Below are 16,423 nucleotides of genomic sequence, written 5' to 3'. Positions count from 1 at the left end.
GCCACTCGTATTGTCGTGCCATGGGTGCTGATTGGGCTTTGGCCGCAGGAACGCTGGACGTGACATCGGCGCTCGAGCGCCTCGACCTGCTCGCCGACCCGGTGGCGGCAGCGGTCCGGCAGCTCGACGACGCGCGCATCGGCGCGACCGAGATCGACCCGGATCTGGCGGACACCGCGGCGTTCTGCGAGAAGTACGGCTCACCGCTGGAGCTGTCGGCGAACTGCGTGGTCGTCGCGGGCAAGCGCGCCGGCGAGGTCCGCTACGCCGCGTGCGTGGTCTTGGCGACGACCCGGGCCGACGTCAACGGCGTGGTCAAGCGCCGCTTGGACGTCCGCAAGGCGTCCTTCGCCCCGATGGACGACGCGGTGCGGCTGACCAGCATGGAGTACGGCGGCATCACGCCGTTCGGCCTCCCCGGGGACTGGCCGGTCCTGATCGACCCGGAGGTGGCGAAGGCCCCGGCGCTGGTGGTCGGCAGCGGCGTCCGCCGCAGCAAGCTGATCACCCCGGGCGAAGCCCTGACCGGCCTCCCGAACGCAGAGGTCCTGGACGGCCTGGGCCGCTGAAGTCGTGAGTGCGCAACGCCGTTGCGCACTCACGCCCTATGCGTTGGCGGCGACCCGGGCGTCGGTGATCATGTCGTCGAGGATCGCCCGGGAGGCCAGCAGGTCGTCGATCATCCCGTTGATCCGCTCCCGTTCCTCGCAGAGGTCCGCGACGACCTCGATCGTCGGCTTGGAGCGGCCGCCGAAGACGCACGGGAAGATCTGGGCCATCTTCGCGCTCGGCACACCTGCGCCGATCAGCCGCTGCACCAGTGCAACCTTGTCCACATCGGAGTCGGCGTACTCGCGGTGGCCGCCCGGGGTCCGGGTGGCGGAGAGCAGGCCCTGCTGCTCGTAGTAGCGGAGCGCGCGCACGCTGGCCCCGGTGCGCCGGGACAGTTCACCGATCCGCATCGTGTGCTCCATCACCTTCAGTGGAATCTGACGTGCACGTCAGATTCTACCGTCGTCGGCATGACGAACTCACTGCTCAAGCCGTACGAGCCGCTGTCGCTGCCGAACCGGATCGTGATGGCCCCGATGACCCGGTTCCGGGGCGACGAACAGGGCGTCCCCCAGCCGTTCGTGGCGGACTACTACGCGCAGCGCGCAGCTGCCGGGCTGATCGTGACCGAGGGGATCTGGCCGAGCGTGCAGGGACAAGGTGCGTTGCGCGGGCCCGGTCTGGTCTCGCCGGAACAGGTCGCGGCCTGGCGCGCGGTCACCGATGCCGTTCACACCGCGGACGGGCGGATCTTCGCGCAGCTCATGCACGCCGGGCGGCTGACCGTTCCGGACAACAACCTCGGCGGGCTGCACCCGATCGCGCCTTCTCCGGTGCCCGCGGACATCGAGCTGCACACCGCCGACGGCAAGGTGGGCGCGCTGGTCCCGCGTGAGATGACCACCGCGGACATCGCGCAGGCGGTCGACGAGCACGTGGCTTCGGCGCGGCGGGCGATCGACGCGGGCTTCGACGGGATCGAGCTGCACGGCGCCAACGGCTACCTGCTGCACCAGTTCCTCGCCGACAACACCAACGTGCGCGGCGACCGCTACGGCGGCGCCGGGCGCGTCCGGTTCGCCGTCGAGGTGGCCGAGGCCGTGGTGAGCGCGATCGGCGCGCACCGGGTGGGAATCCGCCTGTCACCGGGAAATCCGCTCACCGGGCTCGTCGAAGCAGACCCCGCACCGGTGTACCGGGCGCTCGTCGGCGCACTGGAACCGCTGGGTCTCGCGTACCTGCACCTGACCGACAACAGCCGCTACCCGGCGCTGCGCGATCTCCGTCCACGTTGGACCGGAACGCTCATCGGCAACACCGGTTTCGGACACCCGACCACGGCGGAGTCCGGCGCGGCGCTGGTCGAAGACCGAGGCGCGGACCTGGTTTCCTTCGGCCGCCTGTTCATCTCCAACCCCGACCTCCCGAACCGGATCGCCACCGGCGCCCCGCTCACCGAGATCGACGAGAGCACCCTCTACACCCACGGCCCGCAGGGCTACGCCGACTACCCGATCCACGCGTTCGGGTGAGAGGTGAAGGGCACCTTTCGCCGAGCATGCGGGCGAAAGGTGCCCTTCACCTTTGAGAAGTCGCGGGTCAGAACACCACGGTGCGGCGGTTGTGGACCAGGACGCGGTCTTCGAGGTGGGCGCGGAGGCCTCGGGCCAGCACCAGCTTCTCGATGTCGCGGCCCTTGCGGACCATGTCCGCCACGTCGTCGGTGTGGTCCACGCGGATCACGTCCTGCTCGACGATCGGGCCCGCGTCCAGCTCGGCCGTCACGTAGTGGCAGGTCGCGCCGATCAGCTTCACGCCGCGGTCGTAGGCCTGGTGGTAGGGCCGGGCGCCTGCGAACGACGGCAGGAAGCTGTGGTGGATGTTCAGCGCGCGGCCCGCCCACTCCTCGCACAGCTCGGGCGGCAGGATCTGCATGAAGCGGGCCAGCACGATCGCGTCCGGATCGTGCTCGTCCACCAGCTTCTGGACCTGGCTGAAGGCATCGGCCTTCGCCTCCGGGGTCTTGCCGAACGGCACGTGGTGGAACGGGATGCCGTGCGCTTCGGTGATCGGGCCGAGGTCCGGGTGGTTGCCGATCACCGCGCGCAGGTCCACCTCCAGCTCGCCGGAGCTGATCCGGCCGAGCAGGTCGTGCAGGCAGTGGCCGTCCTTGGACACCAGGGCGACCACCCGGCGGCGCTCACCGGTGTCCGAGACGCGCCAGCTGCTCTCGCCGCCGAATTCCCCGGCCACGGCGGCGAACCGCTCGCGCAGCTCGTCGATGCCGAACGGCAGCGAGTCGGCGCGGACCTCCTGCCGGGTGAAGAACCAGCCGGTCTCGAGATCGGTGTGGTAGCCGGCCTCGACGATCCAACCGCCGAAGTCGGCGAGGAAGGTCGAAATCCGGGCCACGATGCCGGTCCGGTCAGGGCAGCCGAAGCTGATCACGAAACGCCGCTCGGGAGTGCTCACGATCAGTCATTATCGCAGGTGGCGAAGGCCCTGCAGCTCAGGGGCGACCCCGTCGTGACGTCCGCGACAGGCCCCCGGGAGCAATCCGCCACGCCGTCCGATCGCCCCAACGGCCGCCTCGCTTCACCCGGGCCCTGGTCAATTTCGCGCGAAATTGACGTTCACCCGGGTGACGGTCAATTTCGTACGAAATTGACACCGCGCCCCGCGCCCGACGGCTGGGAGTGGTGTTTGCGCTGGTGGTGGGCTGGAGCGGGTGGTGGTGGGAAATCACCGGAACGTGATCACGGGTGCTGGGCCGCGGGAACGTCGCGGGTGGCGGCTCGGTGTTCGGTGGGGCGGATGCCGACCGTGCGCTTGAAGGCGACGCTGAGGGCGTAGGCGTTGGAGTAGCCGACCTGGCGGGCGATGGCGTCGACCGTTGCATCGGTTCGGGCCAGCAGGTCGGCGGCTTGGGCGATGCGCCACTCCGCGAGGTAGGCCATCGGCGGCTGGCCGACCAGCTCGCGGAACCGCTCCGCGAACGTGGCCCGGGCCAGGCCCGCTTCGGCGGCCAGCTTCGCCACCGTCCAGGGCTGCGCCGGGTTCTCGTGGAGCAGCCGCAGAGCTCGGCCGACGTGCGGGTCCTGGTGCGCCCGGTACCAGGCCGGGGCGCTGGTGTCCGCGCGGTCGAACCACTCCCGCAGGGTGGCGACCAGGTGCAGGTCGAGCAGCCGGTCCAGCATCGCCTGGCGGCCCGGCTTGTCCTGCTGGATCTCGTCGACGATCAGGTCCAGGGTCGGGCAGTCGGCCGCGGCGGCCGGCAGCAGGGCGATCGGCGGCAGCGCGGCCAGCACTCGCTGCGAAACGCTGCCCCGCACCTGGTACGTGCCGGTGAGCAGCACCGTCGGCCCGCTGACCGCGCCGCGCATGCCCTGGTGCGCGCACCTGTCGCGTCCTGCGGTCGTCGGACCGTCGGAGACCGAGAACGGTCCCCGCACGATGGCCTCGTCGTGCAGCCCGAGCCGGACGGGCTCGCCGTCGTCGGGCAGCACCCAGGCCTCGCCGTTGACCATGGTCAGCAAGGTCAGCGCTTCTTCCCCGAACCGGATCGACCAGGGCGGGCAGAGCACGGACCGGTCGAACAGCGCACCGCTGGAGCGGACGTCGAGCAGCAGACCGGACAGGGCGTCATCCACGCCCCGAGTCTAGACGCGCGAACATCCATCCCGGATTTCCAGCCATCCACAGTCCGGCCCCGCCGCTGTTGGCTGAAGGCATGAGCAGCCCAAGCCGAGACCCACTCAACCGCACCTCAGGGGACCGTGACGCAACTCAGCCACAAGAAGCCGCAAAACGTGAGACCCAGTCGGATGCGACCACCGCTGTGAATCGCGGAGAGGCGGGACAGCGACTGGGCCTGGTCTTCCTGCTGTTGCCGACGTTGCTGCTGACCATCGATCTCGGCGTGCTGTGGATGGCGGTTCCGCAGCTGTCCGCCGATCTGGGCCCGACCAGCACCGAGCTGCTGTGGATCAACGACAGCTACGGCTTCGCGATGGCCTGCCTGCTGGTCCTCGGCGGGAACATCGGCGACCGGTTCGGCCGTCGCCGCCTGCTGATGGCCGGTCTGGCGGTGTTCACCGCCGCTTCGCTGCTGGCCGCCTACGCGTGGAGCCCGGCGGTGCTGATCGCGGCGCGGGTGCTGCTCGGCACCTCCAGCGCGGCCATCATCCCGTCCACGCTGGCCCTGATCTCCGGGATGTTCACCGACGCCCGGCGCCGGGCCAGGGCCATCGCGCTGTGGGTGACCGCGCTGTCCACCGGGATCGCGCTGGGGCCGGTGCTCAGCGGCGTGCTGCTGGCGCACTTCTGGTGGGGCTCGGTGTTCCTGGTCGGAGTGCCGGTCCTGGTGGTCGCGCTGATCGGCATCCCGGGCACGGTGCCCGAGCTCGCCGATCCCGGCGCGACGCCGCTGGACCGGCTCAGCGTGCCGCTCCTGCTGCTGACCCTGCTGCCGTTCGTCTACGCCATCAAGCACTTCGGCGAGCACGGGCTCGACGTCCCGCTGCTGGTCGTGGTGGCTGCGGCGGTGCTCTTCGGCGCGCTGTTCGTGCGCCGCCAGCGCAGCATCGACAACCCGCTGCTGGACCTGGAGCTGTTCCGCGACCGCAAGTTCGCCGCCGCGCCGCTGCTGCTGTTCACCGGCTTGGCCGCGATGAACGGCGTGGAGTACCTGATGCCGCAGTACCTCCAGCTCGTCGGCGGTGTGGCGCCGCTGGAGGCGGGGCTGCTGATGGTGCTGCCCGCCGTCGGGCTGGCGCTCGGATCGCAGCTGACGCCGCTGCTGGCCCACCGCGCCGGGCCCGCCCTCGTGATCACCGCGGGTGCGGTGGTCGCGATCGCCGGGTTCGCGCTGATCGCCGCCGCGCCCGGGGTCGGGACGGTGACCGCGGGCACGACCGTGATGATGCTGGGGCTCGCGCCGATCACCGTGCTGGGGACGAACATCGCGGTGAGCGCCGCCGCTCCGGAGAAGGCCGGGCAGGCCTCCGCGATCGGGCAGACCAGCTACGAGCTCGGACTGGCCTTCGGCATCGCCGCCACCGGCAGCCTGGTCTCGGCCGTGTACCGCGACCACGTGCGGACCGCCGCGCCGGACGGGGTCCCGTCGGCCGTGGTCGCCGAGGTCGCGGGGAACCTGGGCAGTGGTGCGGCCGTTCCGGCGCTGGCGGACGTGGCGCGGGCGGGATTCACCTCCGGTGTGCAGACGGCGGCGATCGTCAGCGGTGTGCTCGCCGGGCTGCTGGCGGTGTTCGCGCTGGTGCTGCTCAAGCGGTCGCGGGCCGAGCAGCGCGATGCCGAGCCGGTCGGCTAGCGCCCGGCGATCAGGTCGGCCAGCGCGGTGTCGCCGGTGACCACGGCGGTGCTCGGCCGGCCCCAGACCCGCCGGTACACCGCGTCGGCCGTGCCGGCGATCGTCGCGTCGGCCTCCAGCGCGGTGCCGCTGGCCGGTCCGGCCTGCGGCGGCTCGCCCGGCCGGAACTCCACCAGCCACGCCCTGCCCGCGTCCGGTGCGTGCACGAGCACCTGGCCCTCGCTGCCGGACCCGGACCAGTCGCCGAGCGGGAGCAGTTCGGTCAGGAACTCGTCGATGCCGTCGGCGGCCAGCTCCGGGTCGAAGATCAGCTCGTGCACGTGGTCCGGGCCCAGCCCGGCGAGGGCGTGCTCGGCGTCCAAGCGGTGGATCGCGGTTTCGTGCGTGGCCCGCCGGAGCCAGGTGCGCGGCGTGCCGCCGGGGTGGAACCACCGCACCGGACGGTCCGGATCCACTGTGGACAACGTCTGCCGGAGTTCGGCCAGCCGCTCGTCCCACCAGGTGAGCACGTCGTCGAAATCGGCCGGTGGGCGCGGGGTTTCGGGCCGCGGGCTGCCCGGCTCCAGGTGCAGCGAGCGCTCGATCCTGGCGTAGGCCTGCGCGAGGTGCTGCACCAGCTGCCGGACGTCCCAGCCCGGGCAGGTCGAGACCTCGGTGTTCGGGCCTGCTTGGAGCGCGGCGCTGCGGAAGGCCACGGCCTGGTCGTGAAAAGCGTGCTGCAGGAACTCGCTCGCCATGCCTCCAGCCTAGGCCCGCGACCCCGCCGAAGGCTCCGGAGAACGCGACTTCAACGGAAATCGGAGACCCGATTTCCATTGAAGTTGCGCGAGTCGTCCCTAGGCGTCGGTGTGTCGGGGTCCGACACGCCGACGGTGCGCGACTTCCATTGAAATCGCGTGGGGAGCGCGACGTCAGCGGTCGGGCGCGACGGTGGACCAGGGGACGGTCAGCTCGCCGAGGCGCCAGCGGCGGTGTCGGTCCAGGACCGGCCAGCCGCGGTCGGCGAACAGCCGCACCGCGTGCGCCCAGCGGGCCCGGGGGCCGAACGGGGCCATCGGTACCGCCGTCGCCCAGCAGGCGTCGAGCTCCGCGAGCATCGCGTGCACCTTCTCCCCGGGCACGTTGCGGTGGATCAGCGTCTTGGGCAGCCGTTCGGCCAGGTCGGAGGGCTTCTCCAGGTCCGAGGGCAGGCAGGCCACGGTGAAGGTCAGCGGCCCGCCGCGGTCCAGCACCACCCAGCAGCAGCGGCGCCCGATCTCATCGCAGGTGCCCTCCACCAGCAGCCCGTCCGGGCCCAGCCGGGCGCACAGCTCGTCCCAGTACTTCCAGGCCTCCGCCTCGGAGTACTGCCGGAGCACGTTGAACGCGCGCACCAGCGCCGGGCCGGGGAAGTCGCGGATCCCGGCGGCCAGCCCGGCCAGCTCGAAGCCGCCGCGGCGGAACTCCAGCGCGGGCGGATCGGCCACCGCCTTGCCCGCCGCGACCCGGTCCGGGTCGATCTCCAGGCCGACCACCCGCAGCGCCGGGTGCAGCGGGCGCAGCCGATCGGCCAGTTCCACGGTGGTCACCGGCGTCGCGCCGTAGCCGAGGTCGATCACCACCGGTTCCGCCGCGTCCCGCACCGCGCCCGCGACCCACGGCGTGCCGAGGATCCAGCGGTCGACGCGGCGCAGCCGGTTCGGGTTCGTCGTGCCCCTGGTGGGCATGCCGAGAGCGCGGGCCCGACCGGCGGCCAGCCGCGGTGCCCGCTTCTTCGGGACCGACGTCATGCCCGGCGGGCCAGCCATTCGGCGGTGAAGCGCTCCTCGGCGCTGAGCAGCTTCTGCACCTGATCGGCGACGAGGTCCTCCATCTTGCCGCCCACGAACGGCACGTTGACCCGCACGTTGCCCGACACCACGAACTCGCTGTCGGCCGATTCGGCCACGTCGCGCAGCCACATCGAGCCGGTGATGGTGCACGGCGCCCCGGCGATCTCGGCGGCGATCTCGCCGGTGTAGTGCCCGTCCTCCTCGCGCCGCCACGACTCGCTGCGGTCGATGGTCAGATCGTTGCCGACCATGGTGCGCGCCACCGAGGGCAGCGCGTCCGCGGGCACCGAGTGGCGGATCTGGAACCGCGCGCCGTCGTCGGTCGCCACGTGCTGCACCAGCTCGGCGTTGGTGCCGCCGAGCTCCTCCAGGCGGTCGTTGAGGTAGTCGATGTCGATCAGCGCCTCGTACAACCGGACCGCGGGCCACTCTGAGGTGCTTCGGTGCTCGATGCGGCGTGCCATGCAGCGGAGGTTACCTTTGGCAACCGTGAACCCCTCCATGTCCGGTGCCGAAGAAGTGCGCGGCGACACAGCGCTGCCCGGCGAGCGCACCGGTGTCCCGCTGGCCGACCACACCACCCTGCGGCTGGGCGGCCCGGCCGCCGGTCTGGTGGTCGCGACCCGGCCCGACGAGATCACCGACGCGGTGCGCGCGGCCGACGCGGGCGGGCACCGCCTGCTGGTGCTGGGCGGCGGGTCGAACGTCGTGGTGGCCGACGAGGGGTTCGACGGCCACGTGGTGCGCATCGCCACCAAGGGCCGCCAGTACGACAGCGTCGGTGACGGGCTGGTGCAGCTGACCGCGGAGGCGGGCGAGGACTGGGACGAGGTCGTCGCCGACACCGCGCGCCAGGGCCTGGGCGGGCTGGAGTGCCTGTCCGGCATCCCCGGCCTGACCGGCGCGACGCCGGTGCAGAACGTCGGCGCGTACGGCGTGGAGGTCTCGGAGCTGCTGGTCTCGGTCGACCTGCTCGACCGGCGCACCGGCCAGGTGCGCACCGTCCCGGCCGGTGAGCTGGGCCTGACCTACCGCAACAGCGTCCTCAAGCACAGCGACGCCGCCGTGGTGCTGCGCGTCCGGTTCATGCTGCGCGACGACGACCGCTCCGCGCCGATCCGGTACGGCGAGCTGGCCCGCGCGCTCGACGTCGAGCCGGGCGCGCAGGTGGACGTGGCGAGCGCGCGCGAGGCGGTGCTGGCGCTGCGGCGCGGCAAGGGCATGGTGCTCGACCCGGCCGACCACGACACCTGGAGCGCCGGCTCGTTCTTCACCAACCCGATCGTCGGCGAGGCCGAGCTGCCCGAGGTGCTGGCGCGCATCACCGCCCGGGTCGGCGCCGACCAGCGGATCCCGCAGTACCCGGCCGACGGCGGGGTCAAGCTGTCCGCGGCGTGGCTCATCGAGCGCGCCGGGTTCGCCAAGGGCCACCGGGGGCCGGGCGGCCGGGCGGGGCTGTCCACCAAGCACACCCTCGCGCTGACCAACCGCGGCGCCGCCACCACCTCGGACCTGCTCATTCTTGCGCGTGAAGTTCGGGACGGAGTACGCCTGGCCTTCGGCGTTTCGCTGGCACCCGAGCCCGTCTTGGTGGACTGTTCGCTGTAGCAGCCGAAGAGCCGAACGGCCGTAAGAGTGACTCTTCGTGACTGATGCGTCACCCTGAGTGTTAAATGGTGTAGGTGGAGGGGGCCACCATGCTGAGCATCAGGGAGCTTAGGGATCGGGCCGTGATACGCCCGATCAAACGGGCCGTCGAGGATCAGCTGCTCGACCTGCCCGGGGTGACAGCTGTCGACATCGGCGCGCAGCACCGCGCCGGACGCAGCACCGGGCAGCAGGTCATCGTGGTGTCGGTGGCGCACAAGAAGCCGCGCGAACAGCTGAAACCCGGTTCCTGCGTGCCCGCGGACGTCTTCGGCATCCCGACCGACGTCATCGAGGAGCAGCCGGTCCTGCAGCACATCCACTGCGCCGAGGACGAGCCGCTGACGCCGCGACCGCGGCGCGCCGAGCGGCCCGGGGTGATCTCCGGCGGCAGCGGGATCGCGCCGTGCCGCGCCGTCCACCTCGCCCCGCCGGACGTCGTGGTGGCCGGTCCGCACCGGCGGATCGGCACGCTGGGCGCGCTGGTGACCGGTGCCGCGCCGATGGCGGTTCCGATGGGCCTGACCACCTTCGACGTGGGCTGCCTGGACGACGGCTGGTCGGTGGGCGACCAGATGCTCGACCCGGAGGGCGGGCGGGTGCACGCCGAGCTCGCGCGGGCCGCGCTGTCCGGCCGGGTGGACGCGGCGGCGGTCGCTCTGGCGCCGGGATCGGCGACGACCTGCGTGGTCGAGGGCATCGGCCCGATCACCGGGCCCGCGACGGCCTACCCGGGCGAGCGGGTGCGCAAGCACGGCTTCGGCACCGCGGTGACCGTCGGCGTCGTGACCTCCGTCGACGCGACGCTGCGGATCGACCACGGCGAAGCCCTCGGTGTCCGCGTGCTGCGCGAGCAGATCCGCGTGGTGGGGCCGGAGGAACGCTTCTGCGGGCCCGGCGACGCCGGTGCGGCCGTGGTCGGCCCGGGCGGCCGGGTGGTGGGCCTGCACGTCGCGGGCAGCTGCGACGGAGCGGTCGGGTTCGCCAGCCCGATCGCGGACGTCCTGACAGAACTGGACGTGGAGCTCTGCACCGAACCCCAGCGCATCCACGCCTGACGGTTGATTCCGTGCTCGTTTTGCGTGGCGGTGCCGGTAGCGGAACCTCAGAGGCTCCCTGGACTGCGGGTGCCCAGCCTGATGTATGACCAATACACGGCGGCTGGGCCGTCCTCGCCAGGAAACTCCTGAGAACCCGCGGCGGTGCGAGTTGCGGGGGTGGGGCAAGCGCTGCGCGCTTGCGGCAGCTCATGCCGTTGTGCGCTGCGCCTCGCGGCTGCGGCCCATTCAATCGCCTCGCCGTGAGCGCTTCGGGGCGCTATGACACCCCGAACCGCTCACGGCCTCGTCGTCACTCGTGGCGGTGCATCCGGGTCGCGGAGTGCTGGTCGCGCGGCTTGACCTCGATGAAGTCGAGGTTGACGTGCGGCGGGCGGGTCACCGCGAAGGTGATGACGTCGGCGATGTCGTCGGCGGTCAGCGGGGTGATGCCGCGGTACACGGCCGCCGCGCGCTCCTTGTCGCCGTCGAAGCGCACCTCGGAGAACTCCGTCTCCACCGCGCCCGGCGCGATCTCGGTGAACCGCACCGGCTCGCCCAGGTGCTCGCCGCGCAGCGTGCGGTGCAGAGCGCCCTGCGCGTGCTTGGCCGAGGTGTAGCCGCCGCCGTTGTCGTAGACGCCGGTCGCCGCCACCGAGGTCACCGTCACCACGTGGCCGTCGCCGGAGGCCACCAGCTTCGGCAGCAGGGCGCGGGTGACCCGCAGCGTGCCGAGCACGTTGGTCTCCCACATCCAGCGCCAGTCGTCCTCGACCGCGTCGGCGATCTTGGCCAGGCCCTTCGCGCCGCCGGCGTTGTTGATCAGCACGTGGCACTCGGGCACCTGCGCGACGAACGCGTCCACCGATTCCTGGTCGGTGACGTCCAGCGGCAGCGCCTTGCCGCCGATCTCCTCGGCCAGCGCGGTCAACCGGTCGAGCCGCCGCGCGCCCAGGACGACGGTGAATCCGGCCGCGGCGAGCTGCCGCGCGGTGGCGGCGCCGATGCCGGAACTCGCCCCGGTGACCACGGCCCAGCGACCTGCAGAACTTGTGCTCACGTCTACGTCCTCCCGCCGGTTTCGGGTTGCCCCCATCATCCGATCACGTCACCCGGAGGGGCTCGCCATCACCCGATCGATGTGACCGGACACACTGGTAGGGCAATGCACTTCACCGGGCTTCAGGCGTATTTGTGAATGAGGGTCATTTTTTCGCCTGCTGTCCGCCGAATTCGGCAAAGCGGACAGCGTGGTCGCAATTTCTCGGAAGGGAATCGAAGTGAGTTCCAAGCTGCGGCTGCTGTGGACCGCGCTCGCGGCGGTGCTGCTGATCTCCGGCTGCGGGACGTCCGCGCCGGAAGACCGGGCGCCCGACGAACCGGTCGCGAAGGTCTCCTTCGAGCCGGGCGCCGGCGCGGCCGAGGTCAACCCGGCGGCCCCGGTCAAGGCGGGCGTCGATCGCGGCCGGTTCGACTCCGTCCAGCTGACCAACGCCGACGGCAAGCAGGTCGAGGGGCAGCTCGCACCGGACGGCAAGAGCTGGCAGGCGACCACGGCCCTCGGCTACGGCAAGACCTACACGTGGTCCGGGCAGGCCACCGGCGAGGACGGCAAGCAGGTCCCGGTGCAGGGCAGCTTCACCACCCTGCAGCCGCAGCGGACCATCCGCGCCACCATCAACCCCACCGACGAGGCAGAGGTCGGCATCGCGATGCCGATCAGCGTCAAGTTCGACGAGCCGGTCGAGGACAAGGCCGCCGTGCAGCGGGCGCTGAACGTGCAGACCTCGGTCCCGGTGGAGGGCGCCTGGGCGTGGCTGTCCGACCGGCAGGTCGACTGGCGGCCGAAGGAGTACTGGCCGGCCAACACGCGGGTCAGCGTCAGCGCCAAGCTCTACGGCCAGGCCTACGGCGGCGGCGCCTACGGCCTGGCCGACCTGACCACCGACTTCGACATCGGCCGCGCGCAGATCGTCAAGGCCGACGTGGGCACGCACCGGCTGGTGGTGGAGCGCGACGGCGAGCAGGTGGCCAGCTACGCGGCCAGCTACGGCGAGGAGTACGACCCGGGCCGCAACACGCCCAACGGGACCTTCATCATCATGGAGAAGAACCCGGTGGAGATCATGGACAACCCCCGCTACGGCTACCGCGACGTGCGCAAGACGTGGGCGGCCCGGTTCTCCAACCACGGCGAGTTCATCCACGAGAACCAGGAGAACGCGGCGGCCCTGGGCAAGGTCAACAACTCGCACGGCTGCATCAACCTCAGCGCGGCGGACGCGAAGAAGTACTACGACAGCGCGCTGATCGGCGACCCGGTCGAGGTGTCCGGATCGGCGAGCAGCATGCCCCCGCAGTACGACGTCTACGACTGGCTCCTGAGCTGGGACCAGTGGACGGCGAAGTCAGCGGTCTGAACCCTCCCGCAAACCCCACCGGCCTCGGCACGCCGCGGCAGTTTCCGGCAAAACTGCCGCGGTGCTCCGGCCGCGGGGGCGGGACAGCTTCCGGTGAAACTGGGCTGGGCTACGTGTGAGTAGCGCCACCCGGGGCCGGTGGAGCGGCCGGTCCGGCGGGGTGTTGGCGGTAGCGTCGAGCGTTGGCCTGGTGTTGCGGGAACGTTTCCCGCCGCGCCGGACGTCGGGTTCCACGTGCGCTCCGAGGCCTCGGGGCGTCCCGCTCGCGATGGACAGCTGATGACCTCCAGAACGTTACGCATGCGGCCGCGCCGCGCGGCCGTCTTCTCGTTGCACACCTCGCCGCTGGAACAGCCCGGCACCGGTGACGCCGGGGGCATGAACGTCTACATCGCGCAGACCGCGCGGCAGCTCGCCGAGTTCGGCACCGAGGTCGAGATCTTCACCAGGGCCACGTCCTCGGACGTCCCGCCGATCGCCGAGCTCGCGCCCGGCGTGCTGGTCCGCAACGTCGTCGCCGGTCCCTTCGAAGGCCTGGACAAGAACGAGCTGCCGTCGCAGCTGTGCGCCTTCGCCGCCGGAGCGCTGCGCGTCGAGGCGCGCCACGACCCCGGCCACTACGACGTCGTGCACTCGCACTACTGGTTGTCCGGGCAGGTCGGGTGGCTGGCGCGGGAGCGCTGGGGCGTGCCGCTGGTGCACACCGCGCACACCCTCGCCAAGGTCAAGAACGCCAACCTCGCCGCGGGCGACACCCCGGAGCCGCGGATGCGCGTGCTGGGCGAGGAGCAGATCGTCGAGCAGGCCGACGTGCTGGTGGCCAACACCGAGTTCGAGGCCGCCGACCTGATCGACCGCTACGACGCCGATCCGGCCTCGATCGCGACCATCCCGCCCGGCGTCGACCTGGACGTGTTCACCCCGGGCGACCGCCTCGCCGCGCGCGCCGAGCTGGACCTGCCCGCCGACGCCGTCACGCTCGCCTTCGTCGGCCGGATCCAGCCGCTGAAGGCCCCCGACGTGCTGCTGCGGGCCACCGCCGAACTGCTGGCGCGGCACCCGGAGCTGCGCGAACGACTGGTCGTGCTGGTGGTCGGCGGGCCGTCCGGCAGCGGGCTGGAGCGGCCGCGGGCGTTGCAGGAGCTCGCCGCGGAGCTGGCGATCACCGACGTGGTGCGGTTCCTGCCGCCGCGCTCGGGAGCGGCGCTGGCCGCGGTCTACCGGGCTGCCGACGTCATCGCGGTGCCCAGCCACAACGAGTCGTTCGGGATGGTCGCGCTGGAGGCGCAGGCCTGCGGGACGCCGGTGGTGGCCGCGGCGGTCGGCGGGTTGCCGGTCGCCGTCGACGACGGCGTGTCCGGGCTGCTGGTGGACGGGCACCGCACCGGGCAGTGGGCCGACGCGCTGGGTTCCGTGGTGCGCGATCCGCAGCTGCGGGCCCGCCTGGCGGCCGGTACGACGGCGCACGCGACGCGGTTCTCGTGGCGGAACACCACCGAGGCGCTACTGGACGCCTACGCGCAGGCGAAGATGGCCTTCCACGCGCAACTGCACGTCCGGGAGGCGACCGCGTGAGCATCGACCAGGTGATCAAGTCCACTTTGGACGAAAACGGGCTGGAGCACCGGCAGGAGGGCCCCGGCCGGTTCTTCGTCACGCTGCCCGGCACCAAGAAGCTGCAGACCAACTGCTGGCTGGTGGTGGCCGAGCACGCGCTGGTCGTCGAGGCCTTCGTGTGCAGGCAGCCGGACGAGGCGCACGCCGAGGTGTACCGGTTCCTGCTGCGCCGCAACGCCAAGCTCTACGGCGTGCACTACACCCTCGACGCCGCCGGCGACATCTACCTGGTCGGCCGGATCGGCCTGCACGCGGTGACCGCCGAGGAGCTGGACCGGGTGCTCGGCCAGGTGCTGGAAGCCGCCGACGGCGACTTCAACGCGCTGCTGGAGCTCGGGTTCGCCACCTCGATCCGCCGGGAGTGGGGCTGGCGCGAATCGCGCGGCGAGTCGCTGGCGAACCTGCAGCCGTTCCGCGCGCTCGTGGAGCGCGACGGTCCCCTCGAACCCGGGCGCTACCAGCAGTAGTGCAACCGGAAGATCGCACCGCTCCGTCCTCGCTGTGTCCGAACCGAGGTGGAGGAGTTGAAGGTGCGATTACGTTGGTCCCTGCTGGTGGTGGTCCTGGCCGGATTGGTCGCGGGGTGTTCCTCGTCGTCGGAGTCCGCTAGCAGCGCGCGCGAAGTGGCGCCGCAGCGCAGCTCCGACTACTCGACCGGGAAGCAGGACCTCTCGACCGGCCAGCAGGACTTCTCGACGGATCAGCAGCGCGAGGTGATCCGCACGGCGGAGCTGGACGTCGAGGTGGACGACGTCGCGGGCGCGAGCGCGGAGGTGCGCCGCCGGGCCGAGGCGATCGGCGGCTACCTGGAGCAGGAGAGCGGCTACCGGTCGAGCACCACGCTGACCGTCCGGATCCCGGCCGCGGAGCTGGACCGGGCGCTGGGCGAGCTGTCCGCGCTGGGGCGCGTGACCTCGCGCAGCCAGCAGGCCGAGGACGTCACCGAGCAGCTCGTGGACACCCGCAGCCGGATCGACTCGCAGCAGGCCAGCGTGCAGCGCCTCCGCGAGCTGATGGCCAGGGCGGAGACGGTCTCGGACATCGTCTCGATCGAGTCGGAGCTGACCTCGCGCGAGACGGAGCTGGAATCGCTCCAGCGCCGGGAAGCGGCGATGGCCTCGCAGGTTCAGCTGGCGACGGTCACGGTGCGCCTGGAGAGCCAGCCGCTGGCGGCCGACGACGACACGGGCTTCCTGGCAGGTCTCAGCGCGGGCTGGCGGGGGCTCACCGCGACCGGCGCGGTCATCCTCACGACGCTGGGCGCTGTGCTCCCCTTCGCGGCGGCCCTGGTGGTGCCCGCGATCGGCCTCCGCCTGTGGTTGCGCCGCCGGAAAGCGCTCAAGAAGTCGTTCTAGTCCCGGCTCAAGACGTCTGTCGGCGTAGCCGTCCTCGCCTTTGTAAGCGGCGCCAGCCGCTTGGGCCACCTATGCAGGTCGACCACCAGCGGGTACGGTGGCCCGCCCCTGGGTGGCTCTCTGGGCGAGGACGGCCCCTCCGCCGTGTATTCGGTCATACATCAGGAGGGGCACCCGCAGTCCAGGGAAGCACTCAGGTTCCGCCAAGCGACCACCCGAGCAAAACGAGCACCGACAAGCTTGGCGGGACCGCGGGGGCGGCTCGGGAGAGAGGGGGAGTCACGAGCTCGAGCCGCCCCGCGCGGGGGTCCCGCCTGACGGGCCGTTGGGCGGGGGGCACCCGGGGCCCGGCGGGCGCGGTCCGATGGGGGATGTGGACCGCGTTGACGCTCTCGCGTGATCGGGGAGTGCGTGGGAGCCGATCAAGGAGAGCTTTGTCAACTTCGCAGAGTCATGCAGCTGCCACAAGGCCGCCACATTACTCCATTAGTGTGATGTTCAAAGCGAAAAGTAACGCATAGGAATCAAACTGCCTTCGTTTTCCGAACGAAGGTGATGGCCGCCACTTTCGTGTCACGTTGCTGCGGTGATCGCATAACCGTCGAGTGAAGAGCACAACCAAATGCGCCGGTCACGGCGCGTTTCCGAGCGCCGC

The 16,423-nt window shown here is 71.5% G+C and carries 16 protein-coding genes; 9 read left to right on the top strand and 7 right to left on the bottom strand.

Features of this window, described 5'->3' with window-relative positions:
* The first annotated feature begins 20 nt into the window (after window positions 1-20).
* A complete protein-coding gene (locus OU416_RS34010; RefSeq protein ID WP_270931177.1) occupies window positions 21-569 on the top strand; it encodes a YbaK/EbsC family protein in 549 nt (182 codons plus the stop codon).
* A 36-nt stretch (window positions 570-605) separates the two neighbouring features.
* Here OU416_RS34010 and OU416_RS34005 read toward each other — a convergent pair whose 3' ends face one another.
* Window positions 606-962 (bottom strand): MerR family transcriptional regulator, encoded by a 357-nt coding sequence (locus OU416_RS34005; RefSeq protein ID WP_270931176.1) that lies wholly within the window; start codon window positions 960-962, stop codon window positions 606-608.
* 60 nt (window positions 963-1,022) lie between these two features.
* Between OU416_RS34005 and OU416_RS34000 the strand changes: the two genes are divergently transcribed.
* Window positions 1,023-2,084: an alkene reductase gene (locus OU416_RS34000; protein WP_270931175.1), complete on the top strand. Its 1,062-nt coding sequence runs from the start codon at window positions 1,023-1,025 to the stop codon at window positions 2,082-2,084.
* Between the two features lie 67 nt (window positions 2,085-2,151).
* Here the strand turns inward: OU416_RS34000 and purU are convergent, their stop codons facing one another.
* The gene (gene purU / locus OU416_RS33995; protein WP_270931174.1) at window positions 2,152-3,024 is read right to left on the bottom strand and encodes a formyltetrahydrofolate deformylase; all 873 of its coding nucleotides are present in this window, start codon (window positions 3,022-3,024) and stop codon (window positions 2,152-2,154) included.
* 284 nt (window positions 3,025-3,308) lie between these two features.
* Window positions 3,309-4,202: an AraC family transcriptional regulator gene (locus OU416_RS33990; protein ID WP_270931173.1), complete on the bottom strand. Its 894-nt coding sequence runs from the start codon at window positions 4,200-4,202 to the stop codon at window positions 3,309-3,311.
* A 188-nt stretch (window positions 4,203-4,390) separates the two neighbouring features.
* Between OU416_RS33990 and OU416_RS33985 the strand changes: the two genes are divergently transcribed.
* Window positions 4,391-5,881 (top strand): MFS transporter, encoded by a 1,491-nt coding sequence (locus OU416_RS33985; protein WP_270931172.1) that lies wholly within the window; start codon window positions 4,391-4,393, stop codon window positions 5,879-5,881.
* Here the strand turns inward: OU416_RS33985 and OU416_RS33980 are convergent.
* The 3 genes from OU416_RS33980 to OU416_RS33970 all read right to left on the bottom strand — a co-directional run bounded on the left by OU416_RS33980 (window position 5,878) and on the right by OU416_RS33970 (window position 8,156).
* On the bottom strand, window positions 5,878-6,618 hold the full coding sequence (locus tag OU416_RS33980; RefSeq protein ID WP_270931171.1) for a maleylpyruvate isomerase family mycothiol-dependent enzyme: 741 nt from the start codon (window positions 6,616-6,618) through the stop codon (window positions 5,878-5,880). The genes OU416_RS33985 and OU416_RS33980 overlap by 4 nt on opposite strands.
* 174 nt (window positions 6,619-6,792) lie before the next feature.
* Window positions 6,793-7,668, bottom strand: coding sequence for a class I SAM-dependent methyltransferase (locus OU416_RS33975; RefSeq protein ID WP_270931170.1), 876 nt, complete (start codon window positions 7,666-7,668; stop codon window positions 6,793-6,795).
* The gene (locus tag OU416_RS33970) at window positions 7,647-8,156 is read right to left on the bottom strand and encodes a DUF2505 domain-containing protein (RefSeq protein ID WP_270931169.1); all 510 of its coding nucleotides are present in this window, start codon (window positions 8,154-8,156) and stop codon (window positions 7,647-7,649) included. Before OU416_RS33970 ends, OU416_RS33975 begins: the two co-directional genes overlap by 22 nt.
* Before the next feature lie 37 nt (window positions 8,157-8,193).
* Between OU416_RS33970 and OU416_RS33965 the strand changes: the two genes are divergently transcribed.
* A complete protein-coding gene (locus OU416_RS33965; protein ID WP_270931241.1) occupies window positions 8,194-9,300 on the top strand; it encodes a UDP-N-acetylmuramate dehydrogenase in 1,107 nt (368 codons plus the stop codon).
* A gap of 122 nt (window positions 9,301-9,422) precedes the next feature.
* Window positions 9,423-10,397, top strand: a complete 975-nt coding sequence (locus OU416_RS33960) for a chymotrypsin family serine protease (RefSeq protein WP_270931168.1) — start codon at window positions 9,423-9,425, stop codon at window positions 10,395-10,397.
* Between the two features lie 292 nt (window positions 10,398-10,689).
* Here OU416_RS33960 and OU416_RS33955 read toward each other — a convergent pair whose 3' ends face one another.
* Window positions 10,690-11,472, bottom strand: a complete 783-nt coding sequence (locus OU416_RS33955) for an SDR family NAD(P)-dependent oxidoreductase (protein WP_270931240.1) — start codon at window positions 11,470-11,472, stop codon at window positions 10,690-10,692.
* Between the two features lie 184 nt (window positions 11,473-11,656).
* Between OU416_RS33955 and OU416_RS33950 the strand changes: the two genes are divergently transcribed.
* The 4 genes from OU416_RS33950 to OU416_RS33935 all read left to right on the top strand — a co-directional run bounded on the left by OU416_RS33950 (window position 11,657) and on the right by OU416_RS33935 (window position 15,768).
* Window positions 11,657-12,796, top strand: a complete 1,140-nt coding sequence (locus OU416_RS33950) for a L,D-transpeptidase (RefSeq protein WP_270931167.1) — start codon at window positions 11,657-11,659, stop codon at window positions 12,794-12,796.
* A 279-nt stretch (window positions 12,797-13,075) separates the two neighbouring features.
* A complete protein-coding gene (mshA, locus tag OU416_RS33945; protein WP_270931166.1) occupies window positions 13,076-14,371 on the top strand; it encodes a D-inositol-3-phosphate glycosyltransferase in 1,296 nt (431 codons plus the stop codon).
* Complete coding sequence (locus OU416_RS33940; protein WP_270931165.1) at window positions 14,368-14,880, top strand: type III secretion system chaperone family protein; 513 nt, start codon at window positions 14,368-14,370, stop codon at window positions 14,878-14,880. The genes mshA and OU416_RS33940 overlap by 4 nt, the downstream gene beginning before the upstream one ends.
* 63 nt (window positions 14,881-14,943) lie before the next feature.
* Window positions 14,944-15,768, top strand: coding sequence for a DUF4349 domain-containing protein (locus OU416_RS33935; RefSeq protein WP_270931164.1), 825 nt, complete (start codon window positions 14,944-14,946; stop codon window positions 15,766-15,768).
* Window positions 15,769-16,423: the final 655 nt, after the last annotated feature.

It is taken from the genome of Saccharopolyspora indica, assembly GCF_027853965.1.
In the GTDB taxonomy this organism is placed as follows: domain Bacteria; phylum Actinomycetota; class Actinomycetes; order Mycobacteriales; family Pseudonocardiaceae; genus Saccharopolyspora; species Saccharopolyspora indica.
Note: the sequence above shows the minus strand (reverse complement) of the source record. Positions and strands in the feature narration are given on the sequence as shown.